Annotated in this window: 14 protein-coding genes; 6 read left to right on the forward strand and 8 right to left on the reverse strand. The window is 71.8% G+C overall.

The genetic code is table 11. From position 1 onward, the window contains the following. Positions 1–28 precede the first annotated feature (28 nt). The 5 genes from L2C96_RS36305 to L2C96_RS36325 are packed head-to-tail and all read left to right on the forward strand — an operon-like array spanning position 29 to position 4,127. Positions 29–706 (forward strand): response regulator transcription factor, encoded by a 678-nt coding sequence (locus tag L2C96_RS36305; protein ID WP_017983685.1) that lies wholly within the window; start codon positions 29–31, stop codon positions 704–706. Next, a complete protein-coding gene (locus tag L2C96_RS36310; protein WP_020422395.1) occupies positions 703–1,842 on the forward strand; it encodes a sensor histidine kinase in 1,140 nt (379 codons plus the stop codon). Before L2C96_RS36305 ends, L2C96_RS36310 begins: the two co-directional genes overlap by 4 nt. A gap of 15 nt (positions 1,843–1,857) precedes the next feature. Beyond that, entirely contained in the window at positions 1,858–2,670 is an 813-nt protein-coding gene (locus L2C96_RS36315) for an aldo/keto reductase (RefSeq protein ID WP_237339420.1), read from the forward strand. A 58-nt stretch (positions 2,671–2,728) separates the two neighbouring features. Next, positions 2,729–3,157 carry a MarR family winged helix-turn-helix transcriptional regulator gene (locus tag L2C96_RS36320; protein ID WP_020422393.1) on the forward strand — a complete coding sequence of 143 codons (429 nt, stop codon included), beginning with the start codon at positions 2,729–2,731 and terminating at the stop codon, positions 3,155–3,157. Between the two features lie 58 nt (positions 3,158–3,215). Continuing rightward, complete coding sequence (locus tag L2C96_RS36325; RefSeq protein WP_237339421.1) at positions 3,216–4,127, forward strand: LLM class flavin-dependent oxidoreductase; 912 nt, start codon at positions 3,216–3,218, stop codon at positions 4,125–4,127. Position 4,128: 1 nt separating this feature from the next. On the opposite strand, the gene L2C96_RS36330 is transcribed toward L2C96_RS36325, so the two are convergent. From L2C96_RS36330 to L2C96_RS36355, 6 genes are all read right to left on the reverse strand, one after another. Next, positions 4,129–5,022, reverse strand: coding sequence for a helix-turn-helix transcriptional regulator (locus tag L2C96_RS36330; RefSeq protein WP_237339422.1), 894 nt, complete (start codon positions 5,020–5,022; stop codon positions 4,129–4,131). An 82-nt stretch (positions 5,023–5,104) separates the two neighbouring features. Next, positions 5,105–5,908, reverse strand: a complete 804-nt coding sequence (locus L2C96_RS36335) for an SDR family oxidoreductase (protein ID WP_237339423.1) — start codon at positions 5,906–5,908, stop codon at positions 5,105–5,107. Positions 5,909–6,319: 411 nt separating this feature from the next. Beyond that, on the reverse strand, positions 6,320–7,099 hold the full coding sequence (locus tag L2C96_RS36340) for an alpha/beta fold hydrolase (RefSeq protein ID WP_237339424.1): 780 nt from the start codon (positions 7,097–7,099) through the stop codon (positions 6,320–6,322). An 11-nt stretch (positions 7,100–7,110) separates the two neighbouring features. Then, on the reverse strand, positions 7,111–8,289 hold the full coding sequence (locus L2C96_RS36345; protein ID WP_237339425.1) for a hypothetical protein: 1,179 nt from the start codon (positions 8,287–8,289) through the stop codon (positions 7,111–7,113). Positions 8,290–8,294: 5 nt separating this feature from the next. After that, entirely contained in the window at positions 8,295–9,173 is an 879-nt protein-coding gene (locus L2C96_RS36350; protein ID WP_237339426.1) for a nitrilase family protein, read from the reverse strand. 13 nt (positions 9,174–9,186) lie between these two features. Beyond that, a complete protein-coding gene (locus tag L2C96_RS36355; RefSeq protein ID WP_237339427.1) occupies positions 9,187–10,503 on the reverse strand; it encodes an amidase in 1,317 nt (438 codons plus the stop codon). A 131-nt stretch (positions 10,504–10,634) separates the two neighbouring features. Between L2C96_RS36355 and L2C96_RS36360 the strand changes: the two genes are divergently transcribed. Beyond that, positions 10,635–11,663 (forward strand): LacI family DNA-binding transcriptional regulator, encoded by a 1,029-nt coding sequence (locus tag L2C96_RS36360; protein ID WP_020422385.1) that lies wholly within the window; start codon positions 10,635–10,637, stop codon positions 11,661–11,663. A gap of 225 nt (positions 11,664–11,888) precedes the next feature. On the opposite strand, the gene L2C96_RS36365 is transcribed toward L2C96_RS36360, so the two are convergent. Further along, positions 11,889–13,997: a 3-hydroxyacyl-CoA dehydrogenase NAD-binding domain-containing protein gene (locus tag L2C96_RS36365; protein WP_237339428.1), complete on the reverse strand. Its 2,109-nt coding sequence runs from the start codon at positions 13,995–13,997 to the stop codon at positions 11,889–11,891. Continuing rightward, the gene (locus tag L2C96_RS36370) at positions 13,994–15,184 is read right to left on the reverse strand and encodes a thiolase family protein (protein ID WP_027935121.1); all 1,191 of its coding nucleotides are present in this window, start codon (positions 15,182–15,184) and stop codon (positions 13,994–13,996) included. The genes L2C96_RS36365 and L2C96_RS36370 overlap by 4 nt, the downstream gene beginning before the upstream one ends. Positions 15,185–15,497: the final 313 nt, after the last annotated feature.

Here is a 15,497-nt window from a genome sequence, read left to right on the forward strand (position 1 = left end):
CTCAGGAAACTGTGGCACGGTTGTCTGCGTGCGAATTCTGGTTGTCGAGGACGAGGCGCCGCTGGCGGACGCGATCGCGCGCGGGCTGCGCCGGGAAGGCATGGCGGTCGACGTCGCCCTCACCGGCGACGAGGGGCACGAGAAGGCGAGCATCACACGCTACGACGTGGTGCTGCTCGACCGCGACCTGCCCGGGATGTCCGGCGACGAGCTGTGCCGCCAGATCGTCTCCTCCGACGAGCTGACCCGCGTCCTCATGCTGACCGCGAGCGGCACGGTCTCCGACCGCGTCGAGGGCCTGTCCCTCGGCGCCGACGACTACCTGGCCAAGCCGTTCGCCTTCCCCGAGCTGGTCGCCCGCGTCCGCGCGCTCGGCCGTCGCGCCACCCCGGCCGCGCCGCCGCTGCTCACGGTCGGCGACGTCGAGCTCGACCCGGCCAAGCGCACGGTCCGCCGCGCGAGCGGCCCGGTCGACCTGACCCGCAAGGAGTTCGGCGTCCTGGAGGTCCTGATGTCCGCCAAGGGCGCGGTCGTCAGCAGCGAGGAGCTGCTCGAGCGCGTGTGGGACGAGAACGCCGACCCGTTCACCACGACCGTGCGGGTGACGGTGATGACCCTGCGCAAGAAGCTGGGCGAACCTGGGATCATCGAGACCGTGGTGGGATCCGGGTACCGGGCACGCGACACCGGCCCCGCGAAGGGGTGAGTTCGCGCTCGACACGCACGCCGGTGCGCAGCCTGCGGGCGCGCATCACGCTGCTCGCGACCGGGCTGGCGGCCGGCGTCAGCCTTGTGCTGCTCTGGCTGGCCTGGACGCTGGTCGGCGACGCCGTGGCCGCGGTGCCGCAGATGCCGCCGGGCACGGTCGTGCGCGTCGACGGCGTGGACGTGGACGCCGCCGCGCTGGCCACGCACCTGCGGGACCACGCGCGGGACAAGATGCTGCTCGCCGGGACCATCGCGTTCTGCTGCGTGGTGCTGGCCACCGCGATCCTGGCGTGGACGTTCACCTCGCGCGTGCTGCGCCCGCTGCGCGACATCACCGGCACCGCGCGGCGGTTGTCGGTCGAGTCGCTGGGCGAGCGCATCGGCGAGGTCGACGCGCGCGGTGAGCTGGCCGAGCTGGCGCAGACCTTCGACGCGATGCTCGACCGGCTGCAGTCGGCGTTCGAGGCGCAGCGGCACTTCGTCGCCAACGCCAGCCACGAGCTGCGCACCCCACTGTCGGTGATCCGCACCGAACTGGACGTCACGCTCGCCGACGACCAGGCCGACGCCGCCGAGCTGCGCCGCATGGCCGGTGTGGTGCGGGACGCGACCGAGCGGGCCAACCAGCTCGTCGGGTCGCTGCTGCTGCTCGCCCGCACCGACGGCGCCGGCCTGGTGGTGACCGAGCCGGTCGACCTCGCCGCGCTGGTCGCGAGCGCGTGGCGGGCCGTGTCCGGGGAGGCCGACCAGCGCGGCCTCAAGACCACCTTCCACGTCGAGCCGGCCTGGACCACCGGCGATCCCGCGCTGCTCGAGCGCATCGCGGGCAACCTGCTGGAGAACGCGGTGCGGCACAACGTCGACGCCGGCTGGATCGAGGTCACCACCCAGGCCGGGGAGCAGTGGTCGACGCTGCGGGTGCGGTCCTCCGGCGGGCTGGTCGACCCGCAGACGGTGGACGAGCTGTTCGAGCCGTTCCGCCGCGCGGGCGTGGCGCGCACCGCCCGCCACGGCGCGGGTCTCGGGTTGTCGATCGTGCGCGCGGCGGTCGAGGCGCACGACGGGCTGGTCGCCGCGGAACCGGTGGTCGGCGGCGGGCTGGCCGTCACCGTCCGGCTGCCCGCGACCCGCTGAGTTACGGTGCTGGGCATGGTCCCTTCCCTCCGGTTGAACAACGAGATCGAGCTGCCCGCACTCGGGTTCGGGGTGTACAAGCTGCCCGACGACGAGGTCGAGTCGGTGATGCACGTGGCGATGGAGGCCGGCTACCGCAGCTTCGACACGGCGACCCTCTACGGCAATGAGCGCGGCGTCGGCGCTGCGGTGCGGTCGTCCGGCCTGCCGCGCGAGGAGTTGTTCGTCACCACCAAGCTGTGGAACACCGAGCACGGCTACGACCGGGCGCTGAAGGCGTTCGACGGCAGCCTGGAGCTGCTCGGGCTCGACTACGTCGACCTGTACCTCATCCACTGGCCGGTGCCGGGGCAGGACCGCTACGTGGAGACGTGGCGCGCGCTGGAGAAGATCCTCGCCGACGGCAGGGCCCGCGCGATCGGCGTGTCCAACTTCCAGATCCCGCACCTGGAACGGCTGATGGCCGAGACCGAGGTCGTGCCCGCGGTCAACCAGGTCGAGCTGCACCCCGGCCTGCAGCAGGCGGCGCTGCGCGGCTTCCACGAGCAGCACGGCATCGTGACCGAGGCGTGGAGCCCGCTCGCTCGCGGCAGGCAGCTGGACCACGAGGTGATCACCACGATCGCCCGCAAGCACGGAAAGACCCCGGCGCAGGTGGTGCTGCGCTGGCACATCGAGATGGGGCACATGGTCATCCCGAAGTCGGCCACCCCGAGCCGCATCCGGGAGAACATCGACATCTTCGACTTCGAGCTGGACTCGCACGACATCGCCGGGATGGCGACGCTGGAGGCCGGCGACCGCCACGGCCCCCACCCCGATGCCTGAGGTAATTCGCACCACGAACTGTTAACCTGGTGGAATGCCCGCACAGGATGACGGCCGGATGGGGATCGTGACCGCCCTGGTGCGGTCCACGTTCCTGGTGAACGCGGTGTATTCCGAATCGGCCAGGGAGTACGGCATCACGATGCCGCAGGGGCAGCTGTTGTGCGTGCTGATGGCGCGGCCCTACGGCATGACCGAGCTGGGCGCGGTGCTGCGGCTGGCGAAGTCGAGCCTCACCGGGCTGGTCGACCGCACCGAACGCAACGGCCTGGTCCGCCGCGAGCCGGATCCGCGCGACACCAGGGCGGTTCTGGTCGCGCTCACGCCGGAGGGGAAGCGGCTGGCGGGGGAGTTCTACGCCGAGACCTGCCGCCGGATCGAACAGCTTCCCGCGGGGCTCGACGCGGCCGACCGCGACCGGCTCGCCGGGCTGCTCGGCCGGGTCGTGACGGACAACGAGGTGCCCCCGGTCTTCCTGGATCGCTGAACCTTGCAGTTCGTACTCCGAACCATTATTGTTCGTAGTACGAACTGGAGGGATTATCATGACTGCACCTGACGTCGTTTTCGGGTTCGGCGCGCACACCGGCGTCGACGAGGTGACCGACCTGCTGCGCATGGTCCGGCGAGCGGACGCCGACGGGCTCGACCTGGTCTCGCTGTCCGACCACCCCTACTTCGGGAGCCGCCTGGACGCCTACGCGACCATCGGGTTCCTGCTGGGGAACACCGAGCGCATCGCGGGTTTCGCCAACGTCACCAACCTGCCGCTGCGGCCCCCGGCGATGCTGGCCAGGGCGGTGACGACCCTGTCGGCGCTGTCCGGCGGCCGGGTCGTGCTCGGGGTGGGCGCGGGCGGGCTCCCGGACCGGATCGCCGACATGGGCGGGCCGCGGTTCACCCCGGGCGAGGCGGTGGAGGCCTTCGAGGAGGCGATCCTGCTGGTCAAGAGCCTGGCCGGGGGTGGAGAGCCGGTGACCCACGAGGGACGGCACTACCGGGTGCGCGGCATCGAGCCCGCGCCGGTGGCCGCGCCGCCGGTGTGGACCGGGTCGGTCGGGCGGAAGTCGCTCGCCGCGACCGGCCGCGTGGCCGACGGCTGGCTGCCCGGCCACGCGGCGGACTGGCTGAGCGAGCGGTACCGCACGTCGCGGCCGGTGATCGACGAGGCGGCGGCCGCGGCAGGCCGCGACCCGAGCGAGGTCCGGACGATCCTGAACTTCCCCGGCCGCATCACCGACGCGCCGCTGGCGAAGACGCGGGACGACGAGGGCCGCTGGATCGGCGGGTCCGTGGACCAGTGGGTCGAGGAGCTGACCTCGGGCGTCCTCGAGCACGGGATGTCCGGCTTCATCCTGTTCCCACCGGGCCACGCCGCCCACGACGACATCTCCCTCGGCCGCTGGGCCCGGGAGATCGTGCCCGCTGTCCGGGAGACGATCGCCAAGGAGGCCTAGGCTACGGCGCCTCCGGCTGGGTTTGCCTGCGCTCCGACCGCGGGTGCCCAAGGCCGGCCGCCCACGACGCCAGCAGGGCCAGGCCGTCCGCGGTCGCCGTGCCGGCGGGCGCGGTGTAGACGTTCAGGAGCAGGCCGGGTTCGGCAGGCATCTCCATCGACTCGACGTCCAGGTCGAGCCGGCCCACCACCGGGTGGTGCAGACGCTTGCGCCCGGACCGGTGGTGCCGGACGTCCTGGGATGCCCACCGCTGCCGGAAGAGCTCGCTGCGCGCCGACAATTCACCGACCAGGGCGATCAGCTCCTCGTCGTGCGGATCGCGGCCGGCTTCCATGCGCAGCTTCGCAGCCACGTCGCAGGCGATCCGGTCGTAGTCGACGAAGAACGTTTTCGCCGCGCCGGGATCCAGGTACACGAACCGCGCGGTGTTCGCCGGCCGTCGCGGGTCGGCCAGCACCGGTGAATACAGCGCGCGGGCAAGGTGATTCATGGCCAGCACGTCATAACGGCCAGTGCAAATCCAAGCCGGCGCATCGGTGATGGCGTCGAGCACCTGCTGAAGGGCCGGGCGCACTGTCACGGCGGGTCGCCGGCGGCGTGGACCCTTGGACTGCCGCGCGAGGTGGAACAGGTGATCGCGCTCGGCCTCGTCGAGTTGCAAGGCAGAGGCCAACGCGTTGAGCACCCCGTCGGAGGCGCCGGTGAGGCTGCCGCGCTCCATGCGCACGTAGTAGTCGACCGACACCCCTGCCAGTAGAGCCACCTCTTCGCGGCGCAGACCTTCGACCCGGCGGTTGCCGCCGTAGGCGGGCAATCCCGCCCGCTCGGGCGTGATTCGCGCGCGACGCGAGCTCAGGAATTCCTTGATCTCGGTGCGCAGATCGATCTTGGCCACCCCTTGACCGTAGGCCCTGTCCGCGGGCGGAGGGAGGTTCTGCTGGTACCCCCGTCGAGGCCCGGGGCCGCCGGCAAAACGCCTAGGTACCCGTTGCGGTCGTGGCGATGCCGCCGTCGACCGGGACGATGGCGCCCGTCAGGTAAGACCCGGCCCGGCTGGCGAGGAACACGGCGACGCCTGCCATGTCGTCGTCGCGGCCGAGCCGGCGCAGCGGGGCCTTCGCGGCGATCTTGTCGCCGATGGCGTCGAGCGTGGCCGCCATCATCTGCGACGGGAACACTCCTGGGGCCACCGCGTTCACCGTGACGTGCTGGGGGCCCAGTTCCCTGGCGAGCACCCTGGTGAGTTGGTGGAGCGCGGCTTTGCTGCCGGCGTACGAGTAGTTGGGCGACTCGGCGACGTGGATGGCGGCGATACTGCCGATGTTGATGATCCGCGCGGGATCGTCGGCGGTGCCCGCCCGGCGAAGTGCGGGGAGCAGCGCCTGCACCAGCCAGAACGGCGACTTGAGGTTGAGGTCGATCACCGTGTCCCAGGCCTCGGCCGGGAACGTCTCCAGCGGCTCGCGCCACATCGCTCCCGCGTTGTTGACGAGGATGTCCAGGCGATCCGAGTCGCCTTTGACGAGATCAGCGAGGCGCTGACACTCGTCGTACCTGGACAGTTCGGCGGGGAATGCTCGGACATCGCCGAATTCGGAGAGTCGATGCTGTGCCTCCGTGCACGCGTTGGTGTTGCGTGAGCTGATGACGACGCGGGCGCCCGCCTGCAGCAGGCCCCGCGCGATCATCATCCCGATGCCCCTGGTGCCACCAGTGACAAGTGCGTACTTCCCACTCAGATCGAAGAGATCCGCGTGGGTGGTGAACTGGTCGTCCGCCATGGGTCTTCGTCCCCTTTGTCGTGGAAGCAGGAGCCGGCTCAACCAAGTTGGCACGCGTCCTGGACGTCCGGGAGACCCTGGTGATGCAGGTACTGTGAGACCCCCTCGCCTAGGAAGTGTCCTCCCGTTCCGGGCTGGTGAATCGGACTCGCCGGTCCCGCATCGCCTGCCGGGTCGAGGGATGCGGCCTGGCCGGTGAGCAGCACCCGCGTCGGTGACCCGCGCCCATCCGTCGCAAGATGGATCTTCGTGCTCAATCTGGCCGCGGGACCGGCCGGGTCATTCCCCGTCGACCGCGAGCGCCTCGACTCCGGGCGCGCAGCCCTCTTTTTCCGGGCGCCAGCAGCATGCTGGTGCGCCTGCCGCCGCCGACCAAGGACCTGGCCACCCGCCTCACCAAGGGGCGCAGTCCTAGGGCCGGATCGCCGCCGCGAGGTGTTTCGCCAGCACCTCCGGCGCCTGGGCGTGCGCGAGGTGCCCCTGCCCGGGCATGGCCACCCGCCGGGCCTGGGGCAGCGCCCGCTCGAACACCGCGAAGGCCGTGCCGTACGGTTCGGCTCCCTCGTTCAGCTCGCCCAGCAGCAACGTGACCGGCACGTCGAGGTCGCGGTAGCGGTCGAAGGCCGGCTCGTGCGCGTTCAGCGCGGCGAGTTCGGCCGCGAGCGGATGGGCCAGCGGGCGCAGCACCGGCCACACCGGACTCTCCCGCAGCGCCGCCACGTACTCCGCGGAGAACCCGGACACGTCGCGGTTCACGATGTCCACCGCGCGGTCCAGGTCGCCTTCGGCCGCCCGCAACGACTCCAGCGCGTGAACGCCGAACGGGCTCGACACCGGTTCGTAAGCCACCACCGACCGCAGATCCCGCCGCTGCACCGCGGCCTCCAGCGCGATCAGCCCGCCGTAGCTCCAGCCGAACAGTTCCACGTCGCCGCCGAGGGTGTCCAGCACGTGGTGCAGGTCGTCGATCTCGGTGCGCAGCGAGTACCCGTCGCCGAGCGGGCCGCTGGGCGCCCGGCCGCGCCGGTTCAGCACGACGACCGGGTTCGGCAGCGCGAGGGCGTCGACGACCGGCCGCCAGGACGCGGCGTCGGCCATCACACCGGGCACCACGACCACCGGCGGCCCGTCACCGTCGCGCCGCTCGGCGGTCAGCGTCGTGCCGTCGCGGTCGAACCGCAGGATCTCCATCGGTTTTCCTTTCACAGAACGATGTCCAGCAGGGGAACGAGGACGCCGGTGCACACCGTCATGGCGAACATGTTGCCCGCGCAGGGATGCACGCCGAGCGGGATGCGCCGGGACGCGAACGCGGCCAGCGGGGGAGCGGCCAGCGCCCCGAGCACAGCGCCGCTCAGCACGGCGGGCCACGTCGGCCCGTAGGTGAGCACCACCGCGGGCGCGACGGACACGACCGGCACGAAAGTCGGGTACCAGCCGTGCCGAGCCCACTGCCGCCGGTACACCAGCACGCCGAGCGTGGCGGTGAGCACTTGCGCGGTGAGCAGGGCGGGTAGCAGACCGCTGCCGTACACCGGGGTCAGCGGGTTGAGCAGGTAGGTCAGCACCGTCCCGGCGAGCAGTCCGAGCGAGGCGATCTCGTTGCCGTGGAAGGGCGCCTCGGTGAAGTCGGCGAGCACGCGCCGCACCACCCAGACCGGTCCTTGCCGCGGCACGGTGTGCTCCGCGGTGGGCGGCGGGACCGGCCGCGGGAGCCACGGCAGGCGGCGGCACAGCGGGAACGCGATCAGCGCGCTGACCCACATCGCGGTCACCGAGCCCAGCACCGCGGGCTGCCCCAATGGCACGCACACGAAGTTGACCAGCAGCAACGCGGCGGGCGTGGTCAACGCGGCGCCGAGCACGGCACCGGTGGCGGCGACCCGCCACCCCGCGCCGTAGGTCAGGACCACCATGGGCGGCACCGACACGAACGCCACGAACGTCGGCTGCCACGCGCCGGTCGCGGGGATCGTCCACCCCCAGGCCAGGTTGGACAGCAGCAGCCCGAGCAGGGCCGCGGCGGTGACCCACGGCCACAGCCCGCTGCCCCCGCTGACCGCGAACCCGGCCCAGCGGCGGCCCCGCCGCCATCCGACGTGCGCGATCCAGCCACCGGCCAGCAGGCCGACCCCGCCGAGCGCGGACTTGTAGAACTGCGCCTCGGTGGTGTCGCCCAGGACCCAGCGCAGGAACTGCGGGATCTGCTGGTAGGCCTGCTCCTGCCACTCGTCGTAAGCGGACAGGACGTGCGGCAGCGAACCGGTGACGCGGGCCAGCAGCAGGGCGAGCCCCGCGGTGACCCCGAACAGCGCGGCGCCGGCCAGCCAGCGGCCGAGCGCACCGGCGGGCTTCGTCGCCCGGCGGGTCGTGGTGAGCATCTGGATCACCGCGGGTAGGCCTGGCCGCCGCGGTACCCCAGCAGCGGATCGTAGAGGTCGGTGCGGCGGTCGCGCGGCAGGTCGTTGAGCTCGTTCCAGATCGCCGCCGACCGGGTGGCCATCAGGTCGAGTCCGCTGTAGACGATCGTGTCACCCTCGGGTGCGGCGACCTCGCTCGCGGGCCAGCCGTTGGTGCCGGTGATCAGCGAGCACCCGAGGAACTTCGCGGCGCGCTCCTCGCCGACCCGGTTCGCCGCGACGATCGGCACACCGTTGACGTGCGAAGCGGTCATCGTCAGGTAGGCGGCCATGCACCGGCCGGCGTCGTCGAACAGCGGCGGCGGCGTCCACACCCAGTTGTTCACGCTGCAGATGACGTCCGCGCCCTGCACCGCGAGCAGGCGCGCGACCTCCGGGAACCAGATGTCCCAGCAGATCAGCAGGCCGATCCGGCCGATGCGGGTCTCGAACACCGGGAACCCGAGGTCGCCGGGGGTGAAGACGAGCTTCTCCCGGTGCCACAGGTGAGTTTTGCGGTAGTGTCCGATCAGGCCGTCCGGTCCGATGAGGACGGCGGTGTCGAACAGGCGGACCCCGTCGAGTTCGGTGATGCCGCCGACGAGGTGGATGCCGCGGCTGCGGGCGAGTTCGGTCCACGCCTGCACTGTCGGGCCGGTCAGCTCCTCGGCGTGCGCGTAGGCCTCCTCCCGGGTGGCGAAGGAGTAGCCGGTGTTGACCAGCTCGGGCAGCACGACCAGGTTCGCGCCCCGGTCGGCGGCCTCGGTGACCAGTTCGAGGGTCCGGGCGAGGTTCTTGTCCTTGTTCTCCAGCCCGACCTGCGGGTCGCACTGCACGGCAGCGGCGGTGATGGCGCTCGTCGACATTCGGCTGTTCCCTTCAGAGGTGTTCGGCGATCGTCAGGAGGTCGTGCTCGGAGCCGGGCGGGCCGACGAGCTGCAGTCCCACGGGCAGCTCACTGACGAGACCGGCAGGGACGGACAGGGCGGGCAGCCCGAGAACGCTCCACGGGCTGGTCAGCGACAGCAGCGCGGCTCGCACGTCGCCGACGTCGGAGGTGCGCGCATCGAGCGGCGGGGCGGGCAGCGGAGTCGTGGGCAGCGCGAGGATCCCGTGTTCCCGCAGCAGGTCCAGCACTTCGCCGCGGACCCGGTCGCGCAGCTCGCGGGCACGGACGTACTCCCAGCCGCGGACTTCGCCACCGGCCCGGAGGCGGTCGCGGACCTCGTCGCCGAACAGGTCCGGCCGGTCGGCGAGCCGCTCCGCGTGCACGGCGTAGGCCTCGCTGCCCTGGATCGCCGCGTACGCGGCGCGCAGCGCTTCCGCTTGCGGGACAACGACTTCGTCGAGATCACGCAGGCGCTCGCGGACGGTGGCGACCACCTCCGGCGCGGTCGGGTGGATCGTGTCCGGTGGCAGCCACGCGACGCGGGATGTCTTGTTTCCGGGCTTGGCTCCGCTCAGGACGGTCCACAGCAGACGCGCGTCCGCGGCCGTGCGGGCCAGCGGGCCGACGGTGTCCAGCGACGGCGCCAAGGGCAGGACGCCCTGTGTGCTGACCGCGCCGTGCGTCGGCTTCAGGCCGACGATCCCGCAGCACGCGGCGGGGATCCGGACGGAGCCGCCGGTGTCGGTGCCGAGCGCCAGCGGGACGACGCCCGCCGCGACCGCCGCCGCCGAGCCGCTGCTCGACCCTCCGGTCATCCGGCCCGGGTCGTAGGGGTTGCGTGCCGGGCCGTTCGCGGCGCGGTCACCCGTCGGACCGAACGCGATTTCGTGGGTGGCGGTCTTGCCGAGGACGATCGCGCCCGCCGCGCGGAGCCGTCGCACGCAGTCGGCGTCCGCGGTGGCGACGTGGTCCGTGAACTGGCGGGAACCGGCGGTGGTCGGCAGCCCGCGCACGTCGATCACGTCCTTGACCGCGACCGGGACGCCGTGCAACGGTCCGCGGTCGACGCCCGCCGCCAGCTCGCGCCCCGCCTGGTCGGCGGCGGCCCGGGCGCCGGCCTCGTCCACGGTGACGAACGCGTTGATCACCGGCTCCCACCGGGCGAGTTCGGCGAGCGCGGTCTCGACCAGGTCGCGTGGCGTGAGCCGTCCGGCGCGCAGGTCCGCGGCGAGGCCCGCCACCGGGCGGTGCGCGAACCAGCCGGCGCCGGGTGGCGGGGCGAGCCTGGTCCCGAGGGATGACGACACGGTGTTCCTCTCCTTGCGCAAACGTTTGGGTTCGTGTTGCTCGTGTACCCAAACGTTTGGGAAAATCGTTTGGGTAGTATCAAGGAGCCCGGGAGCCGCCGTCAAGGGGTGGCCGGGCGGAAGGCTGGGAAGTGGGTCGAGCGGAGCGCAAACGGCCGGCCACGCTGCGGACCATCGCGCAGAGCGCCGGGGTCGACATCTCCACGGTGTCCCGCGTGCTCAACGGGTCGCCGGAGGACGCCGCGCGCGCCGCATCCCGGGAGACCGCCGACGCGATCCGGGAGTGGGCGGCCCGGCTGGACTACCGGCCGAACCCGCACGCGAAGAGCCTGCGCACCCAGCGCAGCAACCTCGTCGGGGTGCTGGTGCCGCGGCTGTCCGACGTCGTCCTCGCCACGATCTACGAGGGCATCGAGGACGCGGCGGCGGGGCACGGGCTGGCGACGTTCGTGATGAACAGCCACGACCGGCCTGCCGAGCAGCGGGCGCGCACCGAGCTGGCGCTGTCGCGCCGCGTGGACGGCCTCATCCTGGGCGACGCGCACCACGACGGGGAGTTCACCGGCGAGCTGGCCGAGCGGCGCGTGCCGTTCGTGCTGGTCAGCCGCCACGCGGGCGGGCACCCGTCGGTCACCTGCGACGACTACCGCGGCGGCAGGCTGGTCGCGGAGCACTTCCTGGAGCTGGGGCACCGGCGGGCCGGGGTGATCGCCGGGGAGCCGTTCGCGAGCACCGGCATCGACCGGACGGCCGGGTTCGCCGACCGGTACCGCGAGGAGGGTCTCGAGGTCGCGACTGTCCACTCCGGATTCGACACCGTCGGCGGCCACCGGGCGGCCGAGCGGCTCCTGGCGGAGACCGGGCCGACGGCCATCTTCGCCGTCAACGACTTCGCGGCGATCGGCGCACTCGGCGCGGTGCGGGACGCCGGCCTGCGCCCCGGGGCCGACGTCGCCGTGGCGGGTTTCAACGACACCCCGCTGGCCGCCGAACTGCCGGTCCCGCTGACCAGCGTCCGCTCCCCGATGCACGAAATGGGGCGGCGCGCGCTCGAACTGCTGGTCACCGTCCTCAACGGACAGTCACCGGAGTCGGAGCGCCTGGAGCCGGAGTTGTTCGTCCGGGCGTCCACGACCGGTCAGGCGATCCAGACCAGGTAGGACCGACCGTCGACAGGGGCCGGGGCGTGCTGCGACATGCCCGGCGGGTTTGTCGTCATCCTGGGATGGGCGATCCTCTACCGGCTGGGCCGGGTCGGTTCGGCCCAGCGTCGGCGGACGACGGTCTCCGATTGCGGTGCTCGCGGGTGGGCCGTGGCTGTTCCCCAGACGGGGAAAGGCCCCCTCGCGCAGCAGGACGCGCGAGGGGGCCACCAGGTTCGGCGGTTACGCCGGCACCGAGGCCACACCCGGCGCCAGGAACGGCTTGCCGGTCACCTTCTGCGACACGCCGGTCCGGTCCAGGTACGGCGTGATGCCGCCGAGCCAGAACGGCCAGCCCGCACCGAGGATCAGGCACAGGTCGATGTCCTGCGCCTCCGCGACCACGCCCTCGTCGAGCATGATCCGGATCTCCTCGGCGATCGCGGCCAGCGCCCGCTCGCGCAGCTGCTCCGCGGTCGAGGGCCGGTCGCCCTGCTGCCACAGCGCCGCGACCTCCGGGTCGACGCTCGGGTTGCCCTTGTCGTCCCACTGCCACACCGCGGTCTTGCCCGACGCGACGAACTTCTTCAGGTTCTCGCTCACCGGGAACCGCTCCGGGAACGCGGCGTGCAGCGTCTCGCCGACGTGCAGCGCGATCGCCGGGCCGACCAGCTGCATCAGCGTCAGCGGGGACATCGGCAGGCCCAGCGGCTCCAGCGCGCGGTCGGCCACGTCGAACGGGGTGCCCTCGTCGACCGCGGTCAGCACCTCGCCGAGGAAGCGCAGCAGCAGCCGGTTCACCACGAACGCCGGGGCGTCCTTGACCAGCACGCTGGACTTCTTGAGCTGCTTGCCGACCGCGAACGCCGTGGCCAGCGCCGCGTCGTCGGTCTGCTCGCCGCGCACGATCTCCAGCAGCGGCAGCACGGCCACCGGGTTGAAGAAGTGGAACCCGACGACCCGCTCCGGGTGCTGCAGCTTCGACGCCATCTCCGACACCGACAGCGACGAGGTGTTCGTCGCCAGGATCGCCTCGGGCTTGACGTAGTTCTCCAGGTCGCCGAAGACCTGCTGCTTGACGCCCATCTCCTCGAACACGGCCTCGATCACGAAGTCCGCGTCCGCGAAGGCGGCCTTGTCCAGCGAACCGCTGACCAGCGCCTTGAGCCGGTTCGCCTCGTCCGGCGAGATCCGATTCTTGCCGAGCAGCTTGTCGATCTCACCGTGCACATAGGACACGCCCTTGTCGACGCGCGCCTGGTCCACGTCGGTCAGCACGACCGGGACCTTCAGGCGCCGCACGAACAGCAGCGCCAGCTGGCTCGCCATCAGGCCCGCGCCGACCACGCCGACCTTGGTCACCTTGCGCGCCAGCGACTTGTCCGGCGCGCCGGCCGGGCGCTTGGCGCGCTTGTTGACCAGGTTGAACGAGTACAGCCCGGCGCGCAGCGTGTCGTCCATCAGCAGCTGCGCCAGCGCCTGCGTCTCGGCCGCGTAGCCTGCGTCCAGGTCGTTGGCGCGGGCCAGTTCGAGCAGCTCGACGGCCTTGGTCGCGCCCGGCGACGCGCCCTTGGTCTTGCCGTCCACAATGGCCTTGGCGCGGGCGATCGCCGCGTCCCAGCCGGCGCCGCGGTCGATCTCCTTGCGCTGCGGGGTGACCTGGCCGTTGACGACCTTCGCCAGCCACAGCAGCGACTGCTCCAGGAAGTCCGCACTGCCCAGCAGCTCGTCCACGATGCCCAGCTGCGCGGCCTGCGCCGGCTTGAGCATCTTGTTCTGGTTCAGCGCGTTCTCGATGATCACGGTGACCGCGGCGTCCGGGCCGATCAGGTTCGGCAGCAGCTGCGTGCCGCCCCAGCCGGGGAACAGACCGAGGAACACCTCGGGGAACGAGATCGCCGCGGCGGACTCCGACAGCGTGCGGTAGTGGCAGGACAGGGCCAGTTCGAGCCCGCCGCCCATGACCGCGCCGTTGACGAACGCGAAGGTCGGGATCGCCGAGTCGGTGAGGCGGCGGAACACCGCGTGCCCGGTTTCGGCGATCTCGTGCGCCAGGTTCGGGTCGCTGATCGCCTCGACGCCGGACAGGTCCGCGCCGACGGCGAAGATGAACGGCTTGCCGGTGACCGCGATGGCCGCCGGTTCCGCGGCGAACGCCTCGTCCAGCGCGGCGTTCAGGCTCACCAGGCCCTGCGGGCCGAACGTGGACGGGCGGGTGTGGTCGTGCCCGTTGTCCAGGGTGATCAGCGCGACCTGCTTGTCCAGGCCGGGCACCCGGATCAGGCGCGTGGTGGCGCGGGTGACCACCTCGTCCGGGAAGGCGGCCTTGGCCTGCTCAACCGTGAACGTCACTTGTCACTCCCGTCGTACGCAGGGTTCTCCCAGATCACGGTGCCGCCCATGCCGAGGCCGATGCACATCGTGGTGATGCCGTAGCGGACCTCGGGGTGCTCGGCGAACTGGCGGGACAGCTGGGTCATCAGCCGCACGCCGGAGGAGGCCAGCGGGTGGCCGCAGGCGATCGCGCCGCCCCACGGGTTGACGCGCGGGTCGGTCTGCTCGATGCCGAAGTGGTCCAGGAAGGCCAGGACCTGCACGGCGAACGCCTCGTTGATCTCGAACAGGCCGATGTCGTCGATGGACAGCCCGGTCCGCTTGAGCAGCTTCTCGGTGGCAGGCACCGGGCCGACGCCCATCACCTCGGGGTCGACGCCGGCGAAGGAGTAGCCGACCATCCGCATCGCGACGGGCAGGCCCAGCTCGCGGGCGGTCTCCTCGTCGGCGAGGATCGCACCGGTCGCGCCGTCGTTCAGGCCCGCGGCGTTGCCCGCGGTGACCCGGCCGTGCGGGCGGAACGGGGTCTTCAGGTTCGCCAGTGTTTCCACGGTGGTGCCCGGGCGGGGCGGCTCGTCCTCGGTGGCCAGGCCCCAGCCCAGCTCGGAGCGGATCGCGACCGGGACGAGCTCGGGGCCGATCTTGCCGGCCTTGACGGCGTCGGCGTAGCGCTCCTGGCTCTGCGCGGCGTACTCGTCCGCGCGACGCTTGGTGATGGCCGGGAAGCGGTCGTGCAGGTTCTCCGCGGTCTGGCCCATGACGAGCGCGGACGGGTCGACGAGCTTGTCGGCGACGATGCGCGGGTTGGGGTCGACCCCTTCGCCCATCGGGTGGCGGCCCATGTGCTCGACACCGCCCGCGATGGCGATGTCATAGGCGCCGAAGCCGATGCCGCCCGCGACGGTGGTGACCGCGGTCATCGCGCCGGCGCACATGCGGTCGATCGCGTAGCCGGGGACCGAGCGCGGCAGACCGGCCAGGAGGGCGGCCGTGCGGCCGATCGTCAGGCCCTGGTCGCCGGTCTGGGTCGTGGCGGCGATGGCGACGTCGTCCACCCGCTCCGGCGGCAGTTCCGGATGGCGGCGCAGCAGTTCCCGGATGACCTTGACCACGAGGTCGTCGGCCCTGGTGTTGGCGTAGATGCCCTTGTCACCCGCCTTGCCGAACGGGGTGCGGACCCCCTCGACGAAGGCCACGGTGCGCACCGCCCGCGCGGTCGGCGCAAGGGGGGTTGCAGCCACGATGTGCTCCCTCTGTCAGCTCTGGGACCGCCGGTTACCCGGCGGTAATGACGCCACTCTAGCCCTGGTTACCGATGGGTAACCAGTGTGGTGGGTAGGACCACCTTTTCGAGCGGCGAGAGCTGATCTGTGAACACAACCCGAGCTGGGTGGTCATCCCGTCGCCTGACACCGGCGCGATCACCTTGAGCCAGGGCCGCAACCTCCGTGCTCGCGTGAGATGACATGCCAACCTTGCGGCCCTGGCTCAAGGTGATATGCACAAACCGGAAGGCGA

The organism is Amycolatopsis tucumanensis (assembly GCF_021654135.1).
Taxonomy (GTDB): domain Bacteria; phylum Actinomycetota; class Actinomycetes; order Mycobacteriales; family Pseudonocardiaceae; genus Amycolatopsis_E; species Amycolatopsis_E tucumanensis.

Bases quoted from the DNA above. Each gene is read 5' to 3' on its own strand.
- L2C96_RS36340 (WP_237339424.1), bottom strand. From the start codon at position 7,099: ATGGAGATCCTGCGGTTCGACCGCGACGGCACGACGCTGACCGCCGAG.
- L2C96_RS36350 (WP_237339426.1), bottom strand. From the start codon at position 9,173: ATGTCGACGAGCGCCATCACCGCCGCTGCCGTGCAGTGCGACCCGCAG.
- L2C96_RS36345 (WP_237339425.1), bottom strand. From the start codon at position 8,289: ATGCTCACCACGACCCGCCGGGCGACGAAGCCCGCCGGTGCGCTCGGC.
- L2C96_RS36315 (WP_237339420.1), top strand. From the start codon at position 1,858: ATGGTCCCTTCCCTCCGGTTGAACAACGAGATCGAGCTGCCCGCACTC.
- L2C96_RS36325 (WP_237339421.1), top strand. From the start codon at position 3,216: ATGACTGCACCTGACGTCGTTTTCGGGTTCGGCGCGCACACCGGCGTC.
- L2C96_RS36335 (WP_237339423.1), bottom strand. From the start codon at position 5,908: ATGGCGGACGACCAGTTCACCACCCACGCGGATCTCTTCGATCTGAGT.
- L2C96_RS36320 (WP_020422393.1), top strand. From the start codon at position 2,729: ATGGGGATCGTGACCGCCCTGGTGCGGTCCACGTTCCTGGTGAACGCG.